The 24557-nt window shown below is 69.7% G+C and carries 24 protein-coding genes; 14 read left to right on the forward strand and 10 right to left on the reverse strand.

The genetic code is table 11. The features are described 5' to 3' along the window. Positions 1 to 47: 47 nt before the first annotated feature. From ACLQ2O_RS25995 to ACLQ2O_RS26005, 3 genes are read left to right on the forward strand one after another with little or no spacing between them, the layout of a single operon-like run. A complete protein-coding gene (locus tag ACLQ2O_RS25995) occupies positions 48 to 755 on the forward strand; it encodes an MSMEG_4193 family putative phosphomutase (protein ID WP_425835827.1) in 708 nt (235 codons plus the stop codon). Between the two features lie 13 nt (positions 756 to 768). Then, on the forward strand, positions 769 to 1344 hold the full coding sequence (locus ACLQ2O_RS26000) for a DUF3090 domain-containing protein (protein ID WP_425835829.1): 576 nt from the start codon (positions 769 to 771) through the stop codon (positions 1342 to 1344). Continuing rightward, a complete protein-coding gene (locus tag ACLQ2O_RS26005; protein ID WP_425835831.1) occupies positions 1341 to 2132 on the forward strand; it encodes an SCO1664 family protein in 792 nt (263 codons plus the stop codon). The genes ACLQ2O_RS26000 and ACLQ2O_RS26005 overlap by 4 nt, the downstream gene beginning before the upstream one ends. Here the strand turns inward: ACLQ2O_RS26005 and ACLQ2O_RS26010 are convergent. Next, positions 2041 to 2994 (reverse strand): AraC family transcriptional regulator, encoded by a 954-nt coding sequence (locus ACLQ2O_RS26010; protein ID WP_425835833.1) that lies wholly within the window; start codon positions 2992 to 2994, stop codon positions 2041 to 2043. The genes ACLQ2O_RS26005 and ACLQ2O_RS26010 overlap by 92 nt on opposite strands. 220 nt (positions 2995 to 3214) lie before the next feature. On the opposite strand from ACLQ2O_RS26010, the gene ACLQ2O_RS26015 reads away from it, so the two are divergent. Both ACLQ2O_RS26015 and mshC read left to right on the forward strand, forming a co-directional pair. Continuing rightward, entirely contained in the window at positions 3215 to 4069 is an 855-nt protein-coding gene (locus ACLQ2O_RS26015; protein WP_425835835.1) for an NAD(P)H-binding protein, read from the forward strand. Positions 4070 to 4153: 84 nt separating this feature from the next. Continuing rightward, positions 4154 to 5374, forward strand: a complete 1221-nt coding sequence (gene mshC / locus ACLQ2O_RS26020) for a cysteine--1-D-myo-inosityl 2-amino-2-deoxy-alpha-D-glucopyranoside ligase (protein WP_425835837.1) — start codon at positions 4154 to 4156, stop codon at positions 5372 to 5374. Between the two features lie 65 nt (positions 5375 to 5439). On the opposite strand, the gene ACLQ2O_RS26025 is transcribed toward mshC, so the two are convergent. After that, positions 5440 to 6396, reverse strand: coding sequence for an AraC family transcriptional regulator (locus ACLQ2O_RS26025; protein WP_425835839.1), 957 nt, complete (start codon positions 6394 to 6396; stop codon positions 5440 to 5442). Between the two features lie 123 nt (positions 6397 to 6519). Between ACLQ2O_RS26025 and ACLQ2O_RS26030 the strand changes: the two genes are divergently transcribed. Continuing rightward, positions 6520 to 7221, forward strand: coding sequence for an SDR family oxidoreductase (locus tag ACLQ2O_RS26030; RefSeq protein ID WP_425835841.1), 702 nt, complete (start codon positions 6520 to 6522; stop codon positions 7219 to 7221). A gap of 51 nt (positions 7222 to 7272) precedes the next feature. Here the strand turns inward: ACLQ2O_RS26030 and ACLQ2O_RS26035 are convergent, their stop codons facing one another. Genes ACLQ2O_RS26035 through ACLQ2O_RS26045 form a run of 3 tightly spaced genes read right to left on the reverse strand, consistent with a single transcriptional unit; the run spans position 7273 to position 9887 of the window. Beyond that, positions 7273 to 8172, reverse strand: a complete 900-nt coding sequence (locus ACLQ2O_RS26035; RefSeq protein ID WP_425835843.1) for a hypothetical protein — start codon at positions 8170 to 8172, stop codon at positions 7273 to 7275. 17 nt (positions 8173 to 8189) lie between these two features. Then, on the reverse strand, positions 8190 to 8966 hold the full coding sequence (locus tag ACLQ2O_RS26040) for a L,D-transpeptidase (RefSeq protein ID WP_425835845.1): 777 nt from the start codon (positions 8964 to 8966) through the stop codon (positions 8190 to 8192). Between the two features lie 57 nt (positions 8967 to 9023). Further along, positions 9024 to 9887: a polysaccharide deacetylase family protein gene (locus ACLQ2O_RS26045; RefSeq protein ID WP_425835847.1), complete on the reverse strand. Its 864-nt coding sequence runs from the start codon at positions 9885 to 9887 to the stop codon at positions 9024 to 9026. Between the two features lie 54 nt (positions 9888 to 9941). Here ACLQ2O_RS26045 and ACLQ2O_RS26050 point away from each other — a divergent pair, with 54 nt between their 5' ends. Beyond that, positions 9942 to 10304 (forward strand): MerR family transcriptional regulator, encoded by a 363-nt coding sequence (locus ACLQ2O_RS26050; RefSeq protein WP_425835849.1) that lies wholly within the window; start codon positions 9942 to 9944, stop codon positions 10302 to 10304. Between the two features lie 35 nt (positions 10305 to 10339). Here the strand turns inward: ACLQ2O_RS26050 and ACLQ2O_RS26055 are convergent, their stop codons facing one another. Continuing rightward, a complete protein-coding gene (locus ACLQ2O_RS26055) occupies positions 10340 to 11185 on the reverse strand; it encodes a PAC2 family protein (RefSeq protein ID WP_425835851.1) in 846 nt (281 codons plus the stop codon). 174 nt (positions 11186 to 11359) lie between these two features. On the opposite strand from ACLQ2O_RS26055, the gene ACLQ2O_RS26060 reads away from it, so the two are divergent. The 7 genes from ACLQ2O_RS26060 (at position 11360) to ACLQ2O_RS26090 (ending at position 19915) form a co-directional block, all read left to right on the forward strand. Next, complete coding sequence (locus tag ACLQ2O_RS26060) at positions 11360 to 12010, forward strand: HAD family hydrolase (RefSeq protein WP_425835853.1); 651 nt, start codon at positions 11360 to 11362, stop codon at positions 12008 to 12010. A gap of 57 nt (positions 12011 to 12067) precedes the next feature. Then, positions 12068 to 13639 carry an ABC transporter substrate-binding protein gene (locus tag ACLQ2O_RS26065; protein ID WP_425835855.1) on the forward strand — a complete coding sequence of 524 codons (1572 nt, stop codon included), beginning with the start codon at positions 12068 to 12070 and terminating at the stop codon, positions 13637 to 13639. Between the two features lie 180 nt (positions 13640 to 13819). Beyond that, a complete protein-coding gene (locus ACLQ2O_RS26070; protein WP_425835857.1) occupies positions 13820 to 14812 on the forward strand; it encodes an ABC transporter permease in 993 nt (330 codons plus the stop codon). A 55-nt stretch (positions 14813 to 14867) separates the two neighbouring features. Next, positions 14868 to 16640, forward strand: a complete 1773-nt coding sequence (locus ACLQ2O_RS26075; RefSeq protein WP_425835859.1) for an ABC transporter substrate-binding protein — start codon at positions 14868 to 14870, stop codon at positions 16638 to 16640. 73 nt (positions 16641 to 16713) lie between these two features. Further along, positions 16714 to 17754 carry an ABC transporter permease gene (locus ACLQ2O_RS26080; protein WP_425835861.1) on the forward strand — a complete coding sequence of 347 codons (1041 nt, stop codon included), beginning with the start codon at positions 16714 to 16716 and terminating at the stop codon, positions 17752 to 17754. Next, positions 17751 to 18809 carry an ABC transporter ATP-binding protein gene (locus ACLQ2O_RS26085; protein WP_425835863.1) on the forward strand — a complete coding sequence of 353 codons (1059 nt, stop codon included), beginning with the start codon at positions 17751 to 17753 and terminating at the stop codon, positions 18807 to 18809. Before ACLQ2O_RS26080 ends, ACLQ2O_RS26085 begins: the two co-directional genes overlap by 4 nt. A gap of 23 nt (positions 18810 to 18832) precedes the next feature. After that, positions 18833 to 19915, forward strand: coding sequence for an ABC transporter ATP-binding protein (locus ACLQ2O_RS26090; RefSeq protein WP_425836512.1), 1083 nt, complete (start codon positions 18833 to 18835; stop codon positions 19913 to 19915). Positions 19916 to 19950: 35 nt separating this feature from the next. Here the strand turns inward: ACLQ2O_RS26090 and ACLQ2O_RS26095 are convergent, their stop codons facing one another. The 4 genes from ACLQ2O_RS26095 to ACLQ2O_RS26110 form a co-directional block, all read right to left on the reverse strand. Then, the gene (locus tag ACLQ2O_RS26095) at positions 19951 to 22347 is read right to left on the reverse strand and encodes a tetratricopeptide repeat protein (protein ID WP_425835865.1); all 2397 of its coding nucleotides are present in this window, start codon (positions 22345 to 22347) and stop codon (positions 19951 to 19953) included. 125 nt (positions 22348 to 22472) lie between these two features. Next, on the reverse strand, positions 22473 to 22733 hold the full coding sequence (locus tag ACLQ2O_RS26100; RefSeq protein WP_425835867.1) for an RNA polymerase sigma factor: 261 nt from the start codon (positions 22731 to 22733) through the stop codon (positions 22473 to 22475). A gap of 100 nt (positions 22734 to 22833) precedes the next feature. Beyond that, positions 22834 to 23958, reverse strand: a complete 1125-nt coding sequence (locus tag ACLQ2O_RS26105; protein ID WP_425835869.1) for a hypothetical protein — start codon at positions 23956 to 23958, stop codon at positions 22834 to 22836. Beyond that, positions 23955 to 24482, reverse strand: coding sequence for a SigE family RNA polymerase sigma factor (locus tag ACLQ2O_RS26110; protein WP_425835871.1), 528 nt, complete (start codon positions 24480 to 24482; stop codon positions 23955 to 23957). Before ACLQ2O_RS26110 ends, ACLQ2O_RS26105 begins: the two co-directional genes overlap by 4 nt. Between the last annotated feature and the right edge of the window lie 75 nt (positions 24483 to 24557).

The following is a 24557-nucleotide window of genomic DNA, read 5'->3' on the forward strand; positions in this document are numbered from 1 at the left end:
CGACCATCATGGCACCGGAGTTGCGCGGACCGGATAACGTGCGGTCTATGCCCACGGTGATTCTGGTTCGGCACGGCCGTAGTAGCGCCAACACATCCGGCGTACTGGCCGGCCGGACTCCGGGAGTGAAGCTCGACGACACCGGCGTGCAGCAGGCCGCGGCGGTCGCGGCGCGGCTGGCCGGGTTGCCGCTGGCCGCGATCGTCACCTCGCCGCTCGACCGCTGCAAGCAGACCGCCGCGGCGATCGCCAAGCACCACGCGGAGTTGCGTCCGGCAACGGACCGGCGACTGACCGAGTGCGGGTACGGCGACTGGACCGGCCAGAAGATCGGCACGCTGGCCAAGGACCCGCTCTGGACCGTCGTGCAGCAGCACCCGTCCGCGGTGACCTTCCCGAACGGCGAGTCGATGCGCGGCATGCAGCAGCGCGCGGTCGACGCGATCCGCGCGCACGACGCCGCGCTGGCCGCGAGCCACGGCCCGCAGGCGCTCTGGGTCGCGGTCTCGCACGGCGACGTGATCAAGGCGATCGTCGCCGACGCGCTCGGCCAGCACCTGGACACCTTCCAGCGGATCGTCGTCGACACCGCCAGTACGACGATCATCAGCTACACCCCGACCCGCCCGTTCCTGGTGCGCCTGAACGACTCCGGCAGCGAGCTGGCCTCGCTGGTCCCGCCGCCGCCGAAGGCGAAGAGGGGCGCGAAGAAGTCCGCCGTACCCTCCTCGGACGCGGTTGTCGGCGGGCGCTAGATAGGGTCTGGGTATGGCGCGTGTAGTGCATTCGTACGACGACCCGGACCGGTTCGTCGCCGGCACCGTGGGAGAACCCGGTGCCCGGACCTTCTTCCTGCAGGCCCGAGCCGGGGCCAGGCTGACCTCGGTGGCCTGTGAGAAGGAACAGGTGATGGCGCTCGCGGAGCGGCTCGACGTGATGCTGGACGAGGTGGCCCGGCGGTTCGACCGCGAGCCGGCCACGGTGACCGGCGTCGACGACACCGACCCGCTCGAGCAGCCGATCGAGGAGGAGTTCCGGGCCGGCACGATGACGCTGGCCTGGGAGGCCGACGCCGAGCGGGTGGTGATCGAGGTGTTCGCGGTCGTCACCGGTGACCAGGCCGAGCTCGAGGAGGCCGACCCGGTCGCCGCGGCGATGGAGTCGGAGGACTCCGAGGTGTTCATCGTCCGGATCAGCGAGGAGCAGGCCCGCGGGTTCGCCCGCCGGGCGGTCGCGCTGGTCGCGTCCGGCCGGCCGAGCTGCCCGTTCTGCGGCCGCCCGATCGACCCGGAGGGGCACATCTGCCCGCGCGCCAACGGCTACCGCAGGCACGTCCGCGAATGATCGACCCGGATTTGCTGGCGCGCGGTGAGCTGTCGCTGAACGGGCGGCTGGTGGCCGCGTCGAACGGCACCTTCCAGGGCATCGTCAGCCTCGGCGACGAGACCGCGACCGTCGTCTACAAGCCGGTCGAGGGCGAGCGCCCGCTGTGGGACTTTCCGGACGGCACACTGGCGCAGCGCGAGTACGCGGCGTACGTCGTGTCGGAGGCGCTCGGCTGGCACGTCGTACCGCCGACGCTGCTGCGCGACGGGCCGCTCGGCGAGGGCATGGTGCAGCTGTGGATCGACGAGGCCGAGCTGCCGGCGGGGGAGACCGAGCTGGTCGACATCGTCCCGCAGGGGCGGGTGCCGGCCGGGTGGGTCGGAGTGCTGGACGCGCTCGACGGGCGGCACAACCCGGTGACGCTGGTGCACGCGGACAACGAGCAGCTGCGGCGGATGGCGGTGTTCGATGCCGTGGTCAACAATGCCGACCGCAAGGGCGGGCACGTGCTCAACCCGGGCGACGGGCGGGTGTTCGGGGTCGATCACGGCGTGACGTTCAACGCCGACGACAAGCTGCGGACCGTGCTGTGGGGCTGGGCCGGTGACCCGGTTCCGGGCGAGCTGCTGGAGGACGTACGGAAGCTCGCGGACGGGCTGGCCGGTGCGTTCGGGCAGGAGTTGTGCGCGTTGATCACCGCGGTCGAGCTGAGCGCTACGCGGGAGCGGTGTGCGGCGTTGCTGAAGACGGGGACCTTCCCGCACCCGAGCGACGAGTGGCCGGCGATCCCTTGGCCGGCGTTCTGAGCCGGTTGGGGCTGGTGCCGCGTTCGCGTTTGAACGCGGTGCTGAAGCTGAAGGCGTCCGCATAGCCGACGCGGCGGGCGACGGCGGCGACCGTTGCACCGGGCTCGGTGAGCAGGTCGGCGGCGAGGGACATCCTGAGGTTCGTCAGGTAGGTGAGCGGGGGCTCGCCGATGAGGTCGGTGAAGCGGCGGGCGAGCGTCGTACGGGAGACGTTGGCGACGCCGGCCAGGGACGCGAGGGTCCAGGGCGCTGCTGGGGTGGTGTGCAGGGCCTCGAGAACCGGGCCGATGGCGGGGTCGCCGGCGGCTCGGTACCAGGGCGGGGCGTTGAGCTCGAACCAGTCGCGCAGCGCGCAGACCAGGAGCCAGTCGATCAGGCGGTCGAGCACGACCCGGCGCCCGTGCGCGCCGGCGGCGATGCGTTCCTCGAGGTAGTCGCGCAGGGGTTTGCAGTCGTGGTCCGACGGTACGACGATCGCGCGGGGGAGCTCGCGGAGCAGACGGGCGGGGAGGCCGGCGCGGACGCTCGCTGCCCCGGCGAGGAGGACGGTGCCGCCGGTGGTCTCGTTGTACGGCGCGCCGAGGACGGTGCCGTCGCAGGTGATGTCGAGGGTCGGGCCTGGGCGGTCGGGATCGTCGGTGACGACAAAGGGGTCGGTGCCGTGCACCACGGCGGTGTCGCCGGGGCGGACGAGGAGTGAGGTCCCGTCGGCGACGATCCAGGCGTCGCCGCGGAGCGGAGCGATCAGGGTCAGCTCGGCGCGGTCGGTGAAGCGCAGCGCGTACGGCGCGGCAAGGACAGGCGTACCGAGCACGGCGCCGTCGGCCCGGACAGCACGAAGGAGATCGTCGAGGGGTTCCACGGCACAACGATAGGCAGATGGAGCTCCGGCCGCCCGCTCGCACAACGATGGGGCTCCGGCCGCCCGCTCGCACAACGATGGGGCTCCGGCCGCCCGCGCAGCGTGGCGGGGGCGGGGCCTCGCTCCCACCCCTGTCCCGTCCCGCGCAGCGGGACGGACGGACATGGGATGTGGACGATCGCCGATGGGAGCTGGAGGGCTTTGGCGGTTGACTCTTCGTATGACGATTTTGGTGCTTGGGGCAACGGGTAAGACCGGGCGGCGGCTGGTGCCGCGGTTGCGGGAGCGTGGGGTCGAGGTGCGGGCTGCCTCGCGGTCGGGGGAGGTGCGGTTCGACTGGGGGGATCGGGGGAGTTGGGCGGACGCCGTACGGGGTGTTTCTGGGGTCTATCTGGTGGCGCCGGAAGAGGCGGAGTTGGTTGAGGCGTTCGTGGAGGAGGCGGTGGGCGCTGGAGTCGGGCGGTTTGTGGTGCTGTCCGGGCGGGGGATCGATCGGGCGGCTGAGGTGTTGGAGCCGCGGGCCGATGGATCTCCGGGGGTGTTCGGGCCGGGGATGGTTGCGGCTGAGCGGGCGGTGGAGGCGTCGGGAGCGGAGTGGTCGGTGCTGCGGGCCAACAACTTCGCGCAGAACTTCTCCGAGGACGTGTGGGCGGCGCCGGTCGAGGCCGGGCGGCTGGCGTTGCCGATGGGGGCGGTGGGAGAGCCGTTCGTCGACGTCGAGGACGTGGCCGAGGTCGCGGCCGTGCTGCTGACCGAGGACGGACACTCAGGGCGGACCTACGACGTGTCGGGCCCGGAGACGCTGACGTTCGCCGAGGCGGTCGCGGTGATCGGCCGGTGGACCAAGCCGATCGAGTACGTCGAGCTGACGCCTGAGCAGTACGCCGAGGAACTGCGCGGCGAGGGGTATCCGGAGGACGTGGTGGAGATCCTCGACACGATGTTCACGCTCATGCGGGCCGGGTACGTGAGCACGCCGGCCGACGGGGTCGAGCAGGTGCTGGGGCGCCCGGCAGCCGGCTTCGCGGCGTACGCCGAACGCACGTTCCGGCGAGGGCCAAGGGTGAGCCCGTAGCAGGTCGGGCCGGAAAGTGCCCGGAGTACCGGAGAATGGAACCTCGTCGTGGCGCGAATTCGCTGACTGGATAGGCTCCGTCCCATGCAGGCGTGGACGAATGCAGACATCCCGGTCGTACCCGGGCCGGCCCGGCGTCTTCGCCTCTACGACACCGCGTCCGGCGGCCCGGTCGAGGTGCCGCCCGGGGACGACGGCACGGCGCGGATGTACGTCTGCGGGATCACCCCGTACGACGCGACGCACATGGGCCACGCGGCGACGTACGTGACCTTCGACCTGATCAACCGGCTGTGGCGCGACGCCGGGTACGGCGTGCACTACACGCAGAACATCACCGACGTCGACGACCCGTTGCTCGAGCGCGCGACCGCGACCGGTGTCGAGTGGACCGACCTGGCCGAGCAAGAGATCCAGCTGTTCCGCGACGACATGACCGCGCTGCGGGTGATCCCACCGCAGGAGTACGTCGGTGTGGTCGAGTCGATCGACCTGGTCAGCGACGCGATCGCGGACCTGCAGCGCGCAGGAGCCGTGTACTCCGTCGACGAGGACCTGTACTTCGCGGTGAAGGCCGATCCGGGGTTCGGCAGCGTCTCGAACTACGACGGCGAGACGATGCGGGCGCTGTTCGCCGAGCGCGGCGGCGATCCGGAGCGTGAGGGGAAGCGGGACCCGCTGGACAGCCTGCTGTGGCGTGCGGAGCGTCCGGGGGAGCCGTCGTGGGAGTCGCCGTTCGGCCGCGGCCGGCCGGGGTGGCACGTCGAGTGCTCGGCGATCGCGCTGCAGTACCTCGGGATGACGTTCGACGTCCAGGGGGGCGGGAGCGACCTGATCTTCCCGCACCACGAGATGTCGGCCAGCGGCGCGCAGGTGGCGACCGGGCAGCACCCGTTCGCCCGCGCGTACGTGCACCAGGCGATGGTCGGGCTCGACGGCGAGAAGATGTCGAAGTCGAAGGGCAACCTGGTCCTGGTGTCGCGCGAGCGGCAGGCGGGGTCGGACCCGATGGCGATCCGGCTCGCGCTGCTCGCGCACCACTACCGGACCGAGTGGTTCTGGACCGACTCGGACCTGCTCGACGCGCAGAACCGGCTGGACGTCTGGCGTGGAGCCATTGCCCGGGGCACCGGCCCGGACGGTGCGGCGACCGTCGAGGCGCTGCGAGCCGCATTGACGAACGACCTGGACACGATCGCCGCGTTGTCGGCCGTGGACACCTGGGCCGAGACGAACGGCGAGGACACCGAGGCGCCGGCGTTGGTTGCTCAGGCGATCGACGGGCTGCTGGGTATCGAGCTCTAGCCGGCTGGACGTGGTGGGTGCGGGACGCGGCAGTTGGCGTTCCGACTTGAAGTGCTCGGGCGGCTTCAGGCGGTGCTGTACGTGTCGGTCTGCTGCTCGGCCTCGGCGCGGGCGGTGACGCGGTAGCGGCCGGGGGACTGGCCGCGGGATCTCGTGAAGGCCCGGCTGAAGGCGTACGGCGTGGTGTAGCCGACCGAGCGGGCGATCGCGTCGAGCGTGTCGTGGGAGTCGCGGAGGCGGCGAGCGGCGAGATCCATCCGCCACTGGGTCAGGTACGCGCCGGGCGCCTTGCCCGTCGTACCGACGAAGCGGCGGGTGAGGGTCGCGCGGGAGACGCCGAGCTCGGCCGCGAGCAGCTCGGTCGTCCACGGCCGGGCCGGGGCGGTGTGGAGCTTCGTCAGCGCGGCGGTGAGCAGCGGGTCCTCTAGTACGCCGAGCCAGGTGTCCTTGGCGTCCTCGGGCCGGTGGGCGAGCCAGACGCGAAGGAACTGGATCAGGAGGATGTCGACCATCCGGTCGAGGACCACGGACGTCGCGAGCTGTGGGTAGGCGAGCTCACGCGTGAGCAGCCGGATCGAGTCGCTCAGGCAGTTCGCGCCGCTCTCCGCCCGGAGGTGCACGATGTCCGGGAGCTGAGCGAGCACCTGCGTCGAGACGGCCGGGTCGTGGGTGTAGCTCGCGCCCAGCAGATGGGTCTGGACCTCGCCGTGGCCCAGCTGTACGACGTCGCCGGCCAGGCGGGCGCGCTCGACGGCCACGGCATCGCACTGCGGCGCCCTGGTGTGAGGCTCGCTGCTGATCGTGTGACCGGCGCCGGTCGGCAGCAGGACGACGTCGCCGGCCAGCAGGTGGACGAGGTCGTGCCCGGGGACGTCGAGCCAGACCGACCCGGCGGTGACCGCGTAGAACGCGGCTCCTCGGACGTCCGTCCAGTTGACGGCCCAGGGCTCGGCGCCTTCGATCCGGGCGCCGAGAGTTCCGCGTACACCACCGACCGAGAGCACGTCCGCGAGCAGATCCATGCGGACCAGCCTAGCGCGGGTGCACCAAGCGGGTATGAAAGTGCGCCGGATGATCATCGTCCGGTGCAGCAAGTGGTTCCTACGGTTGGTCTCACCGATTCATTCGAAACGAGGAGCACAGCTGTGAAACTGTCCGGAAGCACTGTCCTGGTCACCGGCGCGAACCGCGGGATCGGACGGCACTTCGCCGCCGTACTGCGGGAGCGTGGCGCCCGGAAGGTCTACGCCACCGCGCGCCGGCCCGAGGAGATCGACCTGCCCGGGGTCGAGGCGCTGGCGCTCGACATCACCGACCCCGACGCGGTCGCGGCGGTGGTGCGGGTGGCCGGCGACGTCGACGTACTGATCAACAACGCGGGCATCGGAGGGACGGAGGGGCTGGTCGCCGGTGATCTCGGGGAGATCAGGCGGCAGTTCGACACGCACTTCTTCGGCACGCTGGGGATGGTCCGCGCGTTCGCGCCGGTGCTCGCCGCGAACGGCGGGGGCGCGATCGTGAACATGCTGTCGGTGCTGTCCTGGCAGGCGGTCACCTCCGCGGGCGGGTACGCCGCGGCGAAGGCGGCCCAGCGGAGCCTCACCGACAACGTCCGGCTGGAGTTGGCGGGGCAGGGGACGCTGGTCAGCGGGGTGTACCTCGGCGCGACCGACACCGACATGATGGCGGGCTGGGACATCCCGAAGAACGACCCGGCCGAGGTGGTCCGGATCGTGCTCGACGGGATCGAGACCGATCAGTTCGAGATCGTGGTCGACGAGGCGTCGGCGGCTGTTCACGCAGGACTGTCGGGTGATGTGCGGTCGAGGTACCCCGAGCTGGGGTGATCGCCGGGGACGGGCCTGGCTGCGCTCGCTGGATCCGCGGTTGGGGGCGGGTCAGCCGGTGACCGGGTGGTGGGTCTTCACCGGAGTCGGGACCGGCGCCGCCGGCGGGTAGCCGAGGTCGTTGCCGGGGACCGGCTGCGGGCGGACGGTCGGCTTCGGCGTGGGCGTCGCCTTGGCGGCGGGCTTGGCGCAGGTGGCCGAGGCCAGGCGGATCACCTGGGCGCCGTCGCCCAGGTTGATGGTCAGGCCGGTGACGGTGAACGAGCCGTCCACCTGCTGCGCCTGCTGGTTGACCGTAATCGTGGCCAGCGGGGCGGCGGGGATGACGGCGCCCTGCTCGGTGCTCGGGATCTGGATCTTCTGGCCGAGCAGCGTCAGCGACCCGACGTCGACGCCGCCCTTGTCACCGGCGCACCAGACGTTGATCGCGTCGATGCCGAGGATCGAGCTGGGCGGCGTGAGCAGCAGGTTGCACAGGTCCGGCAGGTTCTTCACCGGCAGGTCGAGCGTGCTGAGGTCGGGCAGCGGCAGCCCGAGGTCGGGCAGCGGGAGATCCGGGATCGGCAGGTCGTCGGCGCCGGTCGGCGGGAGCGAGGCGCAGGACTTCTTCAGCTCCGGCGGCAGCTTGACGCTGTCGAGCGCGCCCTTGCCGACGGTGACGTCGAGCAGCTCGACCGACGCTTTGTCGTTCCCGGCGGTGACGGTCGCGGAGCGGGCGGACAGCAGCGCGTTCTTCGGCAGCTCGAGCGCCGACGAGCTGCGCTCACGCCCGTCGCGCGACTCGACGTACGGCGTGCGGTCGACCGGTACCTGCCCGTCCGCGCCGATCGCGTACGCCGAGGAGGGCCGGTCGGCCGCGTTGCCGGCCGGGGCGCCGGTGACGAGGGTCAGCACCACGACCCCGGTGACGGCCGCGGCCGTCGTGGCCGCCGGAACGATGTGTCGTCGCATCTGTCTCACTCCCATCCTCATCTGCTGTCGATCAGAACGAGCGTCCCGAGGGGAACGCGTTGCAGCTTGTCGAGCGCGGTCTGCGGGACCCGCACGCATCCGGCGCTGACCGCGGCACCGAACACGTCAGGGCGCGGCCAGCCGTGGATCGCGACCGTGCCCGGCCCACCGCCGAAGGTGTCGAGCGTGGGGCTGTGCGCGCCCAGCGGCAGGACGACGGGGGAGGCCGAGCGCTTCGGGTCGATGATCGACCCGAGCAGGAACGTCCGGCCCGGGGGAGTCGGCGTCTTCTGCGCGCCGACGCCGGCCTTCCACTTCCCGAGCCGCTTCGCGCCCTCGTACAGCTCCAAGGTCCGCGAGCCGGTGTGCACGCGGATCACGTACGCCGAGGAGGCGTGGTCGAGATCCTCGTCCACCAGCCATCCCGTCGACCGGTTGGGCTTCGACGGCAGCAGGACGCGCACCCAGCCGTCGGCCCGCTCGACGACCGGCAACCAGGTGGCCCCGAACTGCGCCGTCCCGATCTTCGCGAACGGTCCGCCGTCGGGCGCCGAGAACACCGCCGCCTCCGAACGCGGATGCACGACCACGCCGTCGGTTCCGGCGAAAGGCTGCGTGTCGAGAGGCGCGGTGCTGATCGTCGAGTGCGTCGAGGACGCGGCCAGCGTCGTCAGGTCGACGTCGGGCTTGCCGTCGTCGAGCAGCGCGACAGCCCCGGCGATTCCGAGCACGGCAAGGACCGCCACCGCGGCGATCGAGCTGCCGCCGCGTTGATTCCGCGGTGCCCCACGCATTCGAACTCCCCGTCAGACCGACGTCGTCCGACGACGACAATAGGACGATCGCGATTATTACGCCACAGTATGTGACAATCCGGTGCGGTAATGGTCGGCGATCTCGTCGCTGGTGGTCAGCCAGACGTCGGGCTGCGCGGTGATGTACTCCAGCGCCAGAGCGAGGTACTTCGCGCGGAACGGCTGACCGATGACGAAGGGGTGCAGCGCCAGCGCCATCACGCGTCCGCTGTGCTCGGAGTCGGCGCGCAGGACGTCGTACTGGTCCTTGACCATCTGCAGGAAGTCGGGTCCGGTGAGGCCGCGGAGGAACAGGCCGAGGTCGTTGAGCTCGACGGTGTACGGGACGCTGAGCAGGCCGGGGACGTTCAGCGCGTACGGCTGGTCGTCGTTGGTCCAGTCGAGCACGTAGCCGTAGCCGAGCTCGGCGAGCAGCTTCGGGGTGTTCCAGGTCTCGGTGAGCGCGGGACCCATCCAGCCCTTCGGCCGCTGGCCGGTGGCGGCCTCGATCGTGTCGGTGATGCCGGTGAGGATCGCGCGTTCCTCGTCCGGCGCGTACGCCGTGTGCAGGACCGAGTTGGTCGAGCCGTGCGCCAGCCAGGCCCAGTCGCGTTCGACGCCGGCCTGGACGATCTGCGGGTTCTGCTCGGCGACCATCGAGTTCAGCAGCGTGCTCGCGCGGACGCCGTACCGGTCGAGGACGTCGATCGTGCGCCAGACGCCGACCCGGGCGCCGTAGTCGCGCCAACCGTGGTTGAGCGCGTCCGGGACGAGGTCGAGCGGCCAGATGCTGGTCGACGCGCGGTCGGCGAGGAAGTGCTCGACGTTCAGTCCGACGTAGAAGGCGACCTTCTTGCCGCCCGGCCAGCTGATCGGCGGCCGCTGGGTGATCGGGCTGTAGTCGAAGAGTTCGAGTGTCATACCGGCACGGTAAGATCTGACACCAGTGTCAGGTTCAAGTCCTCGGGAGAGCACATGCGCATCGGTGAACTGGCCCGGCGCACCGGCGTCAGCGAACGCTCCCTGCGCTACTACGAGACCCAGGGCCTGCTGGTCTCCGACCGCACCCCCGGTGGCCAGCGCACCTACCCCGACCGCGCCGTCGACCGCGTGATCCTGATCCAGGAGCTGTACGCCGCAGGCCTCCACAGCCCGAAGATCGCCGACCTGCTCCCGTGCATGCGCGACCCCGACGGCGCACCGAACGACCGCGCGACTCCGGCTCTCGTCACGTCGTTGACCGCCGAACGAGCCCGCATCACCAAACTCATCGCGGACCTCACCAGGTCGCGAGCAGTCCTCGACGACGTCATCGACACCGCCGCCCGCGAGTTGTAGCCCGCGGCAACCGACCGCGGGCTCCCGGCGCAGGCTCAGTCCGGGTGGTTCTTGTTCCGCCGGCGGAGGTAGCGCTCGAACTCGGCGGCGATGGCGTCGCCGGAGGCCTCGGGGAGGTCGGTGGTGTCGCGCTGCTCCTCGAGGGTGGCGACGTACTCGGCGACCTCGGGGTCCTCCTCGGAGAGCTCGTCGGCGCCGCGCTGCCAGGCGCGGGCCAGCTCGGGGAGCTCGCCCTCGGGGATCGGGAGGTCGAGCAGGGCCTCGATCTTGCCGAGCAGCGCCAGCGACGCCTTCGGGCAGGGGGTGCCGGCGATGTAGTGGGGGATCGCGGACCAGATCGAGACCGCCGGGACGCCGAGCGTGCCGCAGAGGTCGGCGAAGACTCCGGCGATGCCGGTCGGGCCCTCGTACGTCGAGGGCTCGAGGCTCCAGGACGCGGTCAGCTCCGGGTCGGACGACGACGCGCTGACCGGGATCGGCCGCGTGTGCGGGGAGTCCGCCAGCAGAGCACCCAGTACGACGACCAGCTGCGCGTTCGACTCGTCGACCAGCGCGAGCAGCTCGCGGCAGAAGGTGCGCCAGCGCATGTTGGGCTCGATGCCGCGGATCAGCAGGACGTCGCGATCGGTGTCCTCGGGCCGGGCCAGGAAGACCCGGGTGGTCGGCCACGTCAGGCGGCGTACGCCGTCGTCGTCGAAGCCGACGGTGGGGCGGTTGACCTGGAAGTCGTAGTAGTCCTCGGGGTCGATCGCGGTGACCAGTTCGGCGTCCCACTCGTCGATCAGGTGGTCCACCGCCCCGGTGGCCGCGTCGGCGGCGTCGTTCCAGCCTTCGAACGCGGCGATCACGACCGGGTCCCTCAGGTTCGCGAGGTCGACCACTCGCCACCCCCTGTCCTAGTCGTCTCCGGCACGGGCTTCGTACCGGACTGCCAGCCTACGTCTCCGGCCTGCGCCGCGCGTGCGGTTTCACGCCCAGCGGAACGTGTCGGAGAGGCTCTAGTAAAATTCCTACCGACCCACGACTTCGCACGACCAAAACTTAGGAGCTTTCCCTTGACGCTGCGCGCGGTGCTGTGGGACATGGACGGCACACTGGTCGATTCCGAGCCGGTCTGGGCCCGGGTGCAGATCGATCTGCTCGCGCGGCTCGGAGCCGTGTGGACGGAGGAGGACTGCGTCACCCTGGTCGGTTCCGACCTTCGCGACGCGGTCCTCGTGTGGATGGAGCGGATCCCCGAGGGCGCGATCACGGCCGAGGAGCTGGCGACGCGGATGTTCACCCAGGTCGTCGAGTCGCTGCGGCAGGAGGTCGTGTTCCGGCCGGGGGCGCTGGAGCTGCTGCAGGCCTGCGTGAAGGAGGACATCCCGTGCGCGCTGGTCTCCGCGTCGTACCGGGTGATGATCGACGCCGTGCTCGGGCACTTCCCGGACAACCTGTTCGCCACGATCGTCGCCGGTGACGAGGTCGTGCACGGCAAGCCGCACCCCGAGCCGTACCTGACCGCGGCGAAGACGCTCGGCGTCGACCCGGCCGACTGCGTCGTGGTCGAGGACTCCCCGGGCGGCACCGAAGCCGGTACGGCGGCCGGCATGTTCGTCGTCGCGGTGCCGCAGTGGGTGCCGATCGCGGACGCACCGCGCCGGCTGGTGCTGAAGTCGCTCGAGCCGCTGACCCCGGAGTCGCTGCGCGACCTGCTCCGCTGAGGCAGTACCGTCTTTGGGGTGCCCGCGGGGGCGACTGGGGACGAGAGGGTGGATGTGGTGAAGGTGTACACGCGCCGGGTCGTGGCGGCGGCCGCCGCGGGCGTGCTGGCCGGATCGCTGGCGGCGTGCGGTGACAAGACCGGCAGTTCGGCGCCGCAGCAGACCGGTGAGCCGCCGCGGCAGCTCACCTTCAAGGTCGCCAGCACCGACACCGTCACCTCGCTCGACCCGGCCGGCCCGTACGAGATCGGGTCGCGCACCCTGCAGGCGAACCTCTACCAGACCCTGCTCACGATCACCGGCGACAAGCCGACCCCGGTGCCGGACGCGGCCGACTGCCAGTTCGACGCCCCGACGACGTACACGTGCAGCCTGAAGAGCGGACTCACCTTCCCGAACGGGCACGAGCTGAGCTCGTCGGACGTGAAGTTCAGCTTCGACCGGATGATGAAGCTGAGGACGCCGGGCGGGATCGCCGGGCTGTTCAGTTCGATCGCCACGATCAGTACGCCGGACGAGCTCACGGCGGTGTTCACGCTGAAGAAGCCGGACGCCCGCATCCCGTACCTGCTGACCACCACGGCCGCCTCGATCGTCGACGAAGAGGTCTACCCGGCGAACAAGCTGATGCCGACCAAGGCGATCGGCAGCGGCCCGTACGAACTGACGGCGTACACGCCGGGCGCGAGCGCGTCACTGACGAAGTTCAAGGCCTACAAAGGCCCGCGGGCGGCGCAGAACGACGGCATCGACCTGACGCTGCTGCCGGACTCGGCCGCGCTCAGCGACGCGGTCACCACCGGCAAGGCCGATCTCGCCTTCCACGGCTTCGGCGCGACCGACCTCGACAAGCTCCGCGCCGGCGACAAGGTGCAGGTCGTCGAGGCGCCGTCGGCCGAGATCCGCTACTTCTCCTTCCACTTCAGGTCGGCGGTGTCGCGCCGTCCCGCCGTACGGCGTGCGGTGGCGCAGCTGGTCGACCGGAGCGCGATCGCGAAGAAGGCGTACGGCGACCAGGTGAACCCGCTGTACTCGGTGGTCCCGCCGGGCGCCGGGGGACACGTCGAGGCGTTCCGTACGGAGTACAAGGAACCGAACAAGGCCGCCGCGGCCGCGATCCTGCGCGAGGGCGGCATCACCACGCCCGTGCCGCTGACGCTCGGCTGGACGCCCACCCGGTACGGCGCCGGGGCGAAGGTCGAGGTGACCGAGCTGAAACGGCAGCTGGACGCGTCCGGGCTGTTCCGGGTCACGCTGCGCAGCGCCGAGTGGCCGAGGTACCAGCAGCTCGCCCGCAGCGGAGCGTTCGACCTGTACCACTCGGGTTGGCTGCCGGACTACCCGGATCCCGACGACTACCTGGTGCCGTTCGTCCGTGACGGCGGGCTCTACCAGAACGGCTACAAGTCCCAGACGGCCAACAAGCTGCTGGACCAGGAAGTCGCCGAGCAGAACCAGCTGAAGCGTGAGCAGGTGCTCGAGCAGGCGCAGTCCGTGATCGCCCATGACGCTCCGCTGATCCCCGTGTGGCAGGGGCGGCTGACAGTGGTGGCCGGTCAAGAGATCAAAAATGTAACCAGTACTCTCAACCCACTGTCTTACCTGACCTTCTCGGCGTTGCGAAAGTAACTGTCCGAAAGCTCCGTGCGACCCTGAGGCCTGTCCACAATACGGGACGATCTCCTCGTCATCACGATCGGGCAACGCCCTCTTTGCGTGTTTGACTCCGGCCGGTTCTGGCGGCAGGTTAAGGCGGCAGCCATGTCCGGTTTCGGTCGGTCACCACTACGAGGCAGGGGAACACAACGCGTGAGCACGCCACTCGAGGTCGAGCCGGGTTCTTCGTCGGCACAGCCGGAAGCCGTCCTCGAGGGTGTCCGCAAGATCGAGGGCCGGTCGCTGTGGCAGATCTCCTGGATCCGGCTGAAGCGCGACAAGGTCGCGATCGCCGGTGGGATCATCGTGCTGCTGCTGATCGTGGTCGCGATCTTCGCGCCGCTGATCTGCAAGATCGTCGGCGTCACCCCGGACGAGTTCCACCAGGACCTGGTCGACCCGTCCCTGCAGACCCCGATCGGCAAACTCGGCGGGATGAGCGCGGACCACCCGTTCGGGGTCGAGCCGGTCAACGGCCGCGACATCTTCGCCCGGATCGTGTACGGCGCCCGGATCTCGCTGCTGATCGCGTTCCTGGCCACCCTGGTATCGGTGGTGATCGGGGTCGCGATGGGCATCATCGCCGGCTACTTCGGCGGCTGGATCGACACGTTGATCAGCCGGCTGATGGACATCTTCCTGGCCTTCCCGCTGGTGCTGTTCGCGCTGGCGCTGGTCGGCGCGGTGCCGGACTCGATCCTCGGTCTGCAGGGCGACGCGCTGCGGGTGGCCCTGATCGTGTTCATCATCGGCTTCTTCAGCTGGCCCTACATCGGCCGGATCATCCGCGGCCAGACGCTGTCGCTGCGCGAGCGCGAGTTCGTCGACGCCGCCCGCAGCCTCGGCGCGCGCCGGCCGTACATCCTGTTCACCGAGCTGCTGCCGAACCTGATCGCGCCGATCCTGGTCTACGCGACGCTGCTGATCCCGACCAACGTGCTGTTCGAGGCCGGTCTGTCCTACCTCGGTGTGGGCGTCCGCCCGCCGACGGCCAGCTGGGGCGACATGCTCTCGATCGCCGCGAACTGGTACCAGGTCAACCCGACGTACATGGTGTGGCCGGGTCTGGCGATCTTCGTGACGGTGCTGGCCTTCAACCTGTTCGGTGACGGGCTGCGGGACGCGCTCGACCCTCGCTCACGCTAAGACTTCTCGCCAACCAGGGAGCCTGGCTCTCACAAAAAAAGGGGTGCAACAACAGATGAGATGGAATCGCATCACGACGGCTACCGCCGTCGCTGCGGCTGTCGCCATGAGCCTGGTGGCTTGCGGTGGGGGACCCAAGGCCACTCCCGGAGGGTCCGAGTCGGCGGGTGGAACGACCGCGGCGTTCGACGCGGCGGTCAACAAGGTGTTCAACCCGAGCGACAAAAAGGGTGGCACCTTGCGCATGGCGATCACCGAGAACTGGGACTCCACGGACCCCGGTGACACCTACTACGGCCTGTCCTGGAACCTGGTCCGCAACTACGTCCGGCCGCTGATGACCTTCAAGGTCGCTCCTGGCGCGGACGGCGCGAAGCCGGTTCCGGACCTCGCCGAGGCGCCGGGCGTGCCGAGCAACGACGCCAAGACCTGGACCTACAAGATCCGCAAGGGCGTGAAGTTCGAGGACGGTACCGAGGTCACCTCGAAGGACGTCAAGTACGCCGTCGCGCGCTCGCTCGACAAGGCGACGCTGCCCAGCGGCCCGACGTACTTCAACGACTTCCTGCTGGACGTGCCGAAGGGCTACAGCGTCTACAAGGACAAGTCGCTGGCCGGGGTCGCCAAGGCGATCGAGACGCCGGACGCGAACACGATCGTGTTCCACCTGAACAAGTCCTTCGCCGGCTTCGACTACTTCGCGCAGCTGCCGTCGACCGCTCCCGTGCCGCAGGCCAAGGACACCGGGGCGAAGTACAAGGAACACCCGATCGCGACCGGCCCCTACAAGTTCGAGACCTACGACTCGAACAAGGGCTTCACGCTGGCGCGCAACGACCAGTACGACCCGGCGAGCGACCCGGACAGCGGTCGCAAGGCGCTGCCGGACAAGATCACCGTCGCGTTCAACGTGAACGGCACCGACATCGACAACCGGCTGATCGCCGGTGACCTCGACGTCGACATCGCCGGTACCGGCGTGCAGCCGGAGACGCAGGCGAAGATCCTGGCCGACCCGAAGCTGAAGGCGAACGCCGACAACGTCGCGGCCACCCGGCTGAACTTCACCGTGCTCAACACGGAGGTCCCGCCGCTGAACAACCTGGACTGCCGCAAGGCCGTCCTGTACGCCGCCGACCACGAGGGCTACCAGCGCGCGTACGGCGGTCCGATCGGTGGCGACATCGCCACCAACCTGATGCCGCCGCTGGTCGTCGGTGCGGAGAAGTTCGACGACTACGGCTTCGAGGCCAACAAGAACGGTGACGTCGCGAAGGCCAAGGAGTCCCTGGCCAAGTGCGGCCAGCCGAACGGCTTCGACATGAACATCTCCTACCGGGCCGACCGGGCCAAGGAGAAGGCGGTCGCCGAGACGCTGCAGCAGTCGCTGAAGCGTGTCGGCATCAACCTGACCACCAAGCCCTACCCGACCGGTGACTACACCAAGCTGTACGCCGGCAAGCCGGACTTCGCGAAGGCCAACAAGCTCGGCTTGATCGTCTACAGCTGGGGTGCCGACTGGCCGGACGGCTTCGGCTTCCTGAGCCAGATCGTCGACAGCCGGACCATCCGCGCCACGGGTGGTAACACCAACCTGGGCATCCGGATCCCCGAGGTCGACGCACTGGTCGACAAGGCGCTGGCGACCACCGACGAGGCCGCCCGCAACAAGTTGTGGGTGGACATCGACAAGAAGGTCATGGAGCAGGCCGGCGTGCTGCCGGGAACCTGGGCCAAGGGCCTGCTGTACCGCCCGGAGACACTGGCCAACGTGTTCTCCAACGACGGTCAGAACATGTACGACTACGCCGGTATCGGGCTCAAGTAGCCGTCGGTTGCCCTGAACAACCACCAGTCGCCAGCAGAGGTAGGTGAAGGCTGACGGTGGCCGGTGATCAGCGATGATCACCGGCCACCACGCCGAGCACGTGTTCGCATATCTGGTCCGCCGGGTGATCGGAGCAGTGATCCTGCTCTTCATCGTCACGGCTGTGACGTTCTCGATCTTCTTCCTTGTCCCCAAGCTCGGCGGTGCGACCGCTGACGACCTGGCCTCGCGCTACGTCGGCAAGAGCGCCGGGCAGGAGCAGATCCACCAGACGGCGGAGCGCCTCGGCTTCACCGACCCGCTCTACGTGCAGTACGGCAGTTTCGTGAAGGGCCTGTTCGTCGGCAAGGAGTACAACTACGGCCCGACGACCGAGCACTGCCCGGCGCCGTGCTTCGGGTACTCGTTCCTGACCCAGCAGCCGGTCTGGCCGGACCTGGTCTCGCGAATACCCGTCACCGCCTCGCTGGCGGGCGGTGCGGCCTTCATCTGGCTCGTCACCGGTGTCGGCACCGGCATCGTGTCGGCGCTCAGACGGGGGTCGGTCCTGGACCGGAGCATGATGTCGGTCGCCCTGGCCGGCGTCTCGCTGCCGATCTTCTTCACCGGCCTGCTGTCGCTGTCGATCTTCAGCTACAACCTGGGCTGGACCGCGCAGGGCGGGACGAACCCGCTCGACGAGACCAACCCGATCTGGTGGGCCTACGACCTGATCCTGCCCTGGGTCACGCTGGCCTTCCTGTACGCCGCGGCGTACGCGCGACTCACCCGGGCCGGCATGCTCGAGACGATGAACGAGGACTTCGTCCGGACCGCCCGGGCCAAGGGCCTGAAAGAGCGCGACGTCGTGGTCAAGCACGGCCTGCGCTCGGCGCTGACCCCGATCCTGACCATCTTCGGTCTGGACCTCGGCCTGCTGATGGGTGGCGCGATCCTCACCGAGACGACCTTCTCGCTGCCCGGGATCGGCCAGTACGCCGTGATCGCGCTGCGCGCCAACGACCTGCCGAAGGTGCTCGGCGTGACGCTGGTCGCCGCGTTCTTCATCGTGGTGGCGAACCTGGTCGTCGATCTCCTGTACGCCGTCGTCGACCCGAGGGTGCGAATCTCGTGACCGAACCTCAAGACACCGTCCAGCGGGTCGAGCGCGGCGAGGCGTTCCTCGACGTCCGCGACCTCAAGGTGCACTTCCCGACCGACGACGGCGTCGTGAAGTCCGTCGACGGCCTGTCGTTCCAGCTGGAGCGCGGCAAGACCCTCGGCATCGTGGGGGAGTCCGGCTCGGGCAAGAGCGTCACCAGCCTGTCGATCATGGGCCTGCACAAGGCCGGTACGGCGAAGATCAGCGGCGAGGTGTTCCTCGACGGCCAGGACCTGGTCTCGGCCAGCGCCGAGGAGGTGCGGCTGCTGCGCGGCAAGCGGATGGCGATGATCTTCCAGGACCCGCTGTCGGCGATGCACCCCTTCTACACGGTCGGCAAGCAGATCGTCGAGGCCTACCGGGTGCACAACAAGGTGACCAAGACGGTCGCCCGCAAGCACGCGATCGACATGCTCGACCGGGTCGGCATCCCGCAGCCGGACAAGCGCGTCGACGCCTACCCGCACCAGTTCTCCGGCGGCATGCGTCAGCGCGCGATGATCGCGATGGCGCTGTCCTGCGACCCCGACCTGCTGATCGCCGACGAGCCGACCACCGCGCTCGACGTCACCGTGCAGGCGCAGATCCTGGACCTGATCCGGGACCTGCAGCGCGAGTTCAACTCCGCCGTCATCATCATCACCCACGACCTCGGCGTGGTCGCCGAGCTCGCGGACGACATCCAGGTGATGTACGCCGGCCGCGCGATCGAGTACGGCACCGCCGACGACATCTTCGAGCGGCCGCAGCACCCCTACACCTGGGGCCTGCTCGGCTCGATGCCGCGGATCGACCGGGAGCGGACCGAGCGGCTGATCCCGATCAAGGGCAGCCCACCCAGCCTGATCAACGTCCCGTCCGGGTGCGCGTTCAACCCGCGGTGCAACTACTCGGAGCTGAACGGCGGCCTCAGCGAGACCGACCGGCCGGAGCTGCTGGACGTCGGGGCCGGGCACAAGGTGGCCTGCCACCTGTCCGGCGCGGACCGGGAGCGGATCTGGACGACCGAGATCAAGCCGAAGCTGTGACGGATTCTGGGAACGACGGAGCCATTGTGACGAATGCCGAAACCGAAGCCGTCAAGGTCGATCCCGCCGACGGCGAGCCGTTGCTGTCGGCAACGAACCTGACCAAGCACTTCCCGATCCGCAGGGGCCTGCTGCAGCGCCAGACCGGCGCCGTACAGGCCGTGGACGGGTTGACGTTCAGCGTGATGAAGGGCGAGACGCTGTCGCTGGTGGGGGAGTCGGGCTGCGGCAAGACCACCACCGGCCGGCTGCTGACGCGGCTGCTGGAGCCGACCGACGGCCAGATCATCTTCGAGGGTCACGACATCAGCCACGTCGGCGACGGCAAGATGCGGCCGCTGCGGCGCGACATCCAGATGATCTTCCAGGACCCGTACGGCTCGCTGAACCCGCGGCACACGGTCGGCAAGATCGTCGGTGCGCCGTACCGGCTGCAGGGCGTGAAGCCCGAGGGCGGGGTCAAGAAGACCGTCCAGGAGCTGCTCGAGCTGGTCGGTCTGAGCCCGGAGCACTACAACCGGTACCCGCACGAGTTCTCCGGCGGCCAGCGGCAGCGGATCGGGATCGCCCGGACGCTCGCGCTGCGGCCGAAGCTGATCGTGGCCGACGAGCCGGTCTCCGCGCTGGACGTGTCGATCCAGGCCCAGGTGGTGAATCTGCTGGAGGACCTGCAGACCGAGTTCGACCTGACCTACGTGATGATCGCGCACGACCTGTCGGTGGTCCGGCACGTGTCGGACCGGGTCGCGGTGATGTACCTCGGCAAGATCGTCGAGCTGGCCGACCGGGTCAGCCTGTACGAGAAGCCGATGCACCCGTACACGCTGGCCCTGCTGTCGGCCGTCCCGATCCCGGACACCAACCGCAAGACCAAGCGCGAGCGGATCCGGCTGGAGGGCGACGTCCCCAGCCCGATCAACCCGCCCCCGGCCTGCCGCTTCCACACCCGTTGCTGGAAAGCCCAGGACATCTGCAAGACGGTCGAACCGCCGCTGCTGCAGATCGCACCGGGCCACCAGAGCGCCTGCCACTTCCCGGAGAACGCCACCGAGGAACAGGCCGCCACCGCCCTGAAGGCCTCCGAGGGCGCGGCGTCCACGGTGTAAGTGGGGTTGTGAGGATCAGGGCCTGACGGAATCCGTCAGGCCCTGATGCCGTTCCGGGCGGCGCGCAGTGCCTCGGTTGCTTCGTTCGCGAAGGCGGAGTCGCGGTCCTGGAAGAACTCGCCGGCGAACTCGAGGTTGGGGATCGCGTCGTCGTGCTCGCCCAGGCCGAGTAGCAGCTGGCCGAGGAGCAACCGGGAGCGAGCCTCCCGCCGCCGGTCCGCCGCGTCGACCGCGAGCTCGAGTGCCCGCTCGGTGTTCTGCAGCGCCTGCTCGTGGTCGCGCAAATCCCGGTAAGTCAGTCCGAGGACGTAGTGGGCGTCGCTGACGTTCTTGCGGTGCCCGAGCTGCTTGAGCTCTTCGATGCTCTGGTGGACGTCGGCGATGGCCGAGGCAGGCCGTCCGTCGATGACTCTCGCCCACGCGCTCTCGATCCTGGCGTTGGCGACGCCGTCGGTGTCGCCGGCGGCGCGGAGATGCTCCTGCGCGGCGTCGCCGGCGGCCTCGGCTGCGGCCGGTCTGCCCAGCGCGAGGTGGATCTCGGACAGCGTCGCGTAGTTGGTGCCGATCGCGCGTTCGTCACCGAGCGACAGGTTCGTGGCCAGCGCGCGCTCGACCAGCGGCAGCGCCTCCTCGTACCGATGCATCCGAATCAGTAGCCGGGCGTTGTTGTTCGTCGCCATCGAGACCCCGCGCAGGCTGCCGGCCGCCTCGAAGTGCGCGCGGGCGAGGCTGAAGCGCTCGGCCGACTCGTCGTACCGGGCAAGCTCTGCCAGCGCGATGGCCGCGTCGGCGTGCAGTTGTCCGAGCGTCCAGTCGGCGGGGTCGCCGGTGGCGACCCGGTCGATCGCCGGCAGCCAGTCAGCGAGATTGCCGCGCTTGGTGAAGTAGGCGTAGAGCCCGATCACCAGACCGGCCAGCTGCTCGCCGCGCTTGGCGACTCGTGACAGCTGGTCGACGAGCGCGAGCATGTTCGACAGCTCGGTGTCGATCCAGCTCAGAGCCTCGTCGCCGTTGGTGAAGGTCGGGCTCACCGGCGTTGCCGGGCGGCCGGGCCATGCCAGCCGCGCGGAGCCGGGCTCGGAGAGTTCGACGGATCGCCAGGCGATGGCGAGGTGGAACTCGAGGCTTCTGTCGAGGGCGGCGTCGCGGATGCGACTCGGCAGCGTCTGGGCGCGTTCGCGAGCGTACGACCGGACCAGGTCGTGGAACTGGTACCGGCCCGGCACCGATGACTCCAGGAGATGGAGGTCGGTCAGCCGCTCCAGCAGAGGACCCGCCTTCGCCGCTGCCAGGTCCAGAAGAGGCGCGGCGCTGTCGGGTGTGAAGTCCTCGGCGTCGGTCAGTCCGAGCAGGGTGAAGGCTTCGGCCACGTGGTGGTCGGTCACGAGTGAACTGCGAACGAGCTGATCGATCGAGTGGGACAAGCTGGTGCGCACGTCCCGGTCGTCGGCGCCCAGGTGGTCGAGGCGGTGAGCTTCGTTGTCCAGCCGACGGACCAGCTCGTCGGCCGAGGTCGAGGGATGCGCGACCAGCCATGCTGCGGCGATGGACAGCGCGAGCGGAAGGTGTCCGCAGAGCTCCGCGATGCGTTCGGCCGAGTCGGCGAGCCGATCGGCGCCGGCTACGTCCACGAGCAGGTCGGCCGACTCGGTGGCGTCCAACGGATCGAGCTGGAGATGCAGGTTCGCCGACATCGTCGTGAGCGTGTTCCGGCTGGTGATCAGGACGGCCGAGTCAGCGGCAGCGGGCAGCAGGTCTGCGACCTGGACGATGTCCCGCGCATTGTCCAGCAGCAGGAGCACGCGGCGGTCCGCGAGCCTGGTCCGAAGAGCGGCGGCCGCCTCGGGGACGTTGTCGGGCACGGCCTCGGCGGGTACGCCCGTACGGCGGAGCAGCCGGCCGATCGCCTGCAGCGGACCGAGTGGCGTACCGGGGCCGAAGCCGCGCAGATTGACCGACAAGGTTCCGTCCGGGTACCGCGGGCTCACCGCGGCGGCCACCTGGAGTGCGAGGGCCGTCTTGCCGACTCCGGCCATCCCGCGAATTGTCACGACCGTCGGTACGCCGGCTTGTGGGGTGCCGCCGGTCAGCAGCTCGGTGAGACGGCTGAGCTGCTCGGTACGACCGCTGAAGACCGCGTTGACGGCCGCTACCGGCTGGGGCGCCCAGACCGGTGCACCAGTGGTAGCTGCAGGGGCGGCGGTCGAGGCGCCGCGGGAGGCCAGCCGGTCGAGCAGTTCGTGTTCTTCAGCCGTCAGGCCGAGCGCCGCGTCGAGCTTGCGGATCGTGGCGGGGTGCGGGAACCGCCGTACGCCACGCTCCAGCATCCCGATCGCCTGGGAGCTCAGTCCCGCCTGCTGCGCCAGCGCTTCCTGCGTGAGTCCGCGCTGTCCACGCACCCGCCGGAGCACTGTCGCGAACGATTCGTCCATCAGACCTCCCTGTCACCGCAGAGCCTAATCCGGGCGGGACGCGTGACGGCACTGAGCGGTGGTTGCTGAACGCAACGGCCGGGATCCCCTGGCAGAGGGTCCCGGCCGGTTGTCGTGCGGGTGGGTCAGCGGGCGACGCGTTGCAGGAGCAGGACCGCGTCGGGGCCGAGGTGGGAGCTCAGGCGGCGGAGGCCGTGGGTGGTGCGGCGTTTCACGGCCGGGACCGAGCAACCGAGGATGCCGGCCGCCTCGGTCTCGGTCCTGGCCTCGTAGTAGCGCAGGACCAGCGCGTCCCGTTGCCGGGCCGGCAGGTTCTGCAGGCCGGTTTCGAGCCAGTCGCGAGCCGTCACGTCCTCGCGGTGCCCCACCGTGGCGTACTGATTCACCTGAGTTTCCCCCTTCGAGCTTTTGTCTCCCGAAGACATGACGCTCTGGCCCCTACGATCGGTTGCACCCGGTGCGTGGATTTCTTTCCGGGTTCGCCGGTTACTCGTCGATCGGGAAGCCCACCGGGACCTGGAACTCGACCTTGTCCGTCGGGCTCGGTGCGATCGCGGCCTTGGTGAGGTCGCAGGTCAGGGCCGAGGTCGAGCAGGTCAGCAGGTCGACCGGCGTGGTCCCGTCCTTGAAGCCGACGGCGTAGAAGGTGCCGTCGCCCTGCCACTGGGTCGGTCCGATCAGCATGTAGCCGTCGAACTTCAGCGGGAGCTGCCGACCCGACTCCAGGAAGTAGAGCCGGACCTCGTCGGCGATGTCGGTCATCATGAACCGGCCGCCGGGGGAGACGTTGACGGTCCAGCCCTGGTACGTCCTCGGCCGTGAGGTGTTGATGTCGGTGCCGGAGGCAAGGTCCGACGGTTTGTCTCCCTGGTCGCGCTCCCAAACCAGCTGTCCCGCGCTGACGGCGTGCAGCAGGGTGGGCTTGGCGCCCGGCTTGATCAGCTGACCCTTGCCCTCGGCCACGTTCCACCGGCGGAGTCCGTCGTTGGCACCGAAGTACGCCGTGCCGTCGTCGATCGCGCTGACCTGCACGGGGTCGTCGTTGGGAGCCGGGGTGCCCGGCCGGTTGCCCTCGGACGTCCGGGTGACCTCGCGCCGCGCCGCGACGTCGTACAGGACGAACTCGGGGGTCGGCCGGGTGCTGTCGACCCAGCCGACCAGCGGGCCGCGGTCGTCGACGGCGAGGCGGCGGGTGCTGTTGCCGGTGCCGATCTGTTCGGTCCGGCGGCCGTTCGTGGCCTTCACGGTGCCGTCGGAGGTCACGTAGACGAAGCCCGCGTCGGTCTGGGCGAAGGCGGAGATCTGGTCCTTGCCGACCCCGATGGTCTCGGAACCGAAGTGGATCGTGCCGTTCGCCGCGTACGTCGGGCGCCGCTCGGTGAAGTTCATCGGCTGTCCGGCCGGCTGGACCGGCTCGTCGCCGGTCACCTTGACGACGGTGATCCCGCCGGCCAGGACGGCCACGCTCGCCGCCGCGACGGTCAGCACCGTGGCGACCTTGTGCCGCCGGATCCGGCGGTCGCCGGTCCGCATCACCGCGTCGAGGTCGAGGCTCGGCTCGGTCACGCCGTCGGCCTGCTCGGTCAGGGTTTCCTTGATCAGGCCGGTCACTGGGCCACCACCAATTCGATCGTCAGGTCCGCGTCGGGGCCCAGCCGGGCCCGCAGTTTCTTCAGGGCGTGCGCCGTCTGGCTCTTCACCGTGCCGACGCTGCAGCCGAGGATCCGGGCGGTCTCCACCTCGCTCAGGTCTTCGTAGTACCGGAGCACGAGCGCGGCCCGCTGCTTCGTCGGGAGCTCGGACAGCTCCTGCCAGAGCCAGATCCGCGCCGTCACGTCTCCGTCCGCGGGACGCGCCGGCATTTCCGGTACGTCGTCGCGCGGCCTCTCCGCGGTCCAGGCCTTCCGCCGGTACCAGCCGATCGCCGTCGTGGTGATCGCCTTCCGGGTGTAGGCCTCCGCGTTCGCCGAGTCCCGCAGCCGGTTCCAGCCGACGTACGTCTTGGTCAGTGCCTCCTGCACGAGGTCCTCGGCCAGCCCCCGCTCACCCACGAGCAGGTACGCGTACCGAAACAACGCCCGGTGCCGACTCACCGCGAACTCCGCGAACTCCGCGGTACTTCGTCCGGTCCCCATCGATACCCCTTCACGGCCGCCGCCCCGCGCGGCGGCCTCCTCTGCCCGCCCTGACGAGGTCAGTCACGGAAAAGG

The sequence above is a fragment of the Kribbella sp. DT2 genome (assembly GCF_049844575.1).
In the GTDB taxonomy this organism is placed as follows: Bacteria; Actinomycetota; Actinomycetes; order Propionibacteriales; family Kribbellaceae; genus Kribbella.

Bases quoted from the DNA above. Each gene is read 5' to 3' on its own strand.
- ACLQ2O_RS25995 (WP_425835827.1), top strand. From the start codon at position 48: ATGCCCACGGTGATTCTGGTTCGGCACGGCCGTAGTAGCGCCAACACA.
- ACLQ2O_RS26000 (WP_425835829.1), top strand. From the start codon at position 769: ATGGCGCGTGTAGTGCATTCGTACGACGACCCGGACCGGTTCGTCGCC.
- ACLQ2O_RS26005 (WP_425835831.1), top strand. From the start codon at position 1,341: ATGATCGACCCGGATTTGCTGGCGCGCGGTGAGCTGTCGCTGAACGGG.
- ACLQ2O_RS26015 (WP_425835835.1), top strand. From the start codon at position 3,215: ATGACGATTTTGGTGCTTGGGGCAACGGGTAAGACCGGGCGGCGGCTG.
- mshC (WP_425835837.1), top strand. From the start codon at position 4,154: ATGCAGGCGTGGACGAATGCAGACATCCCGGTCGTACCCGGGCCGGCC.
- ACLQ2O_RS26025 (WP_425835839.1), bottom strand. From the start codon at position 6,396: ATGGATCTGCTCGCGGACGTGCTCTCGGTCGGTGGTGTACGCGGAACT.
- ACLQ2O_RS26035 (WP_425835843.1), bottom strand. From the start codon at position 8,172: ATGCGACGACACATCGTTCCGGCGGCCACGACGGCCGCGGCCGTCACC.
- ACLQ2O_RS26040 (WP_425835845.1), bottom strand. From the start codon at position 8,966: ATGCGTGGGGCACCGCGGAATCAACGCGGCGGCAGCTCGATCGCCGCG.
- ACLQ2O_RS26045 (WP_425835847.1), bottom strand. From the start codon at position 9,887: ATGACACTCGAACTCTTCGACTACAGCCCGATCACCCAGCGGCCGCCG.
- ACLQ2O_RS26050 (WP_425835849.1), top strand. From the start codon at position 9,942: ATGCGCATCGGTGAACTGGCCCGGCGCACCGGCGTCAGCGAACGCTCC.
- ACLQ2O_RS26075 (WP_425835859.1), top strand. From the start codon at position 14,868: ATGAGATGGAATCGCATCACGACGGCTACCGCCGTCGCTGCGGCTGTC.
- ACLQ2O_RS26080 (WP_425835861.1), top strand. From the start codon at position 16,714: ATGATCACCGGCCACCACGCCGAGCACGTGTTCGCATATCTGGTCCGC.
- ACLQ2O_RS26095 (WP_425835865.1), bottom strand. From the start codon at position 22,347: ATGGACGAATCGTTCGCGACAGTGCTCCGGCGGGTGCGTGGACAGCGC.
- ACLQ2O_RS26110 (WP_425835871.1), bottom strand. From the start codon at position 24,482: ATGGGGACCGGACGAAGTACCGCGGAGTTCGCGGAGTTCGCGGTGAGT.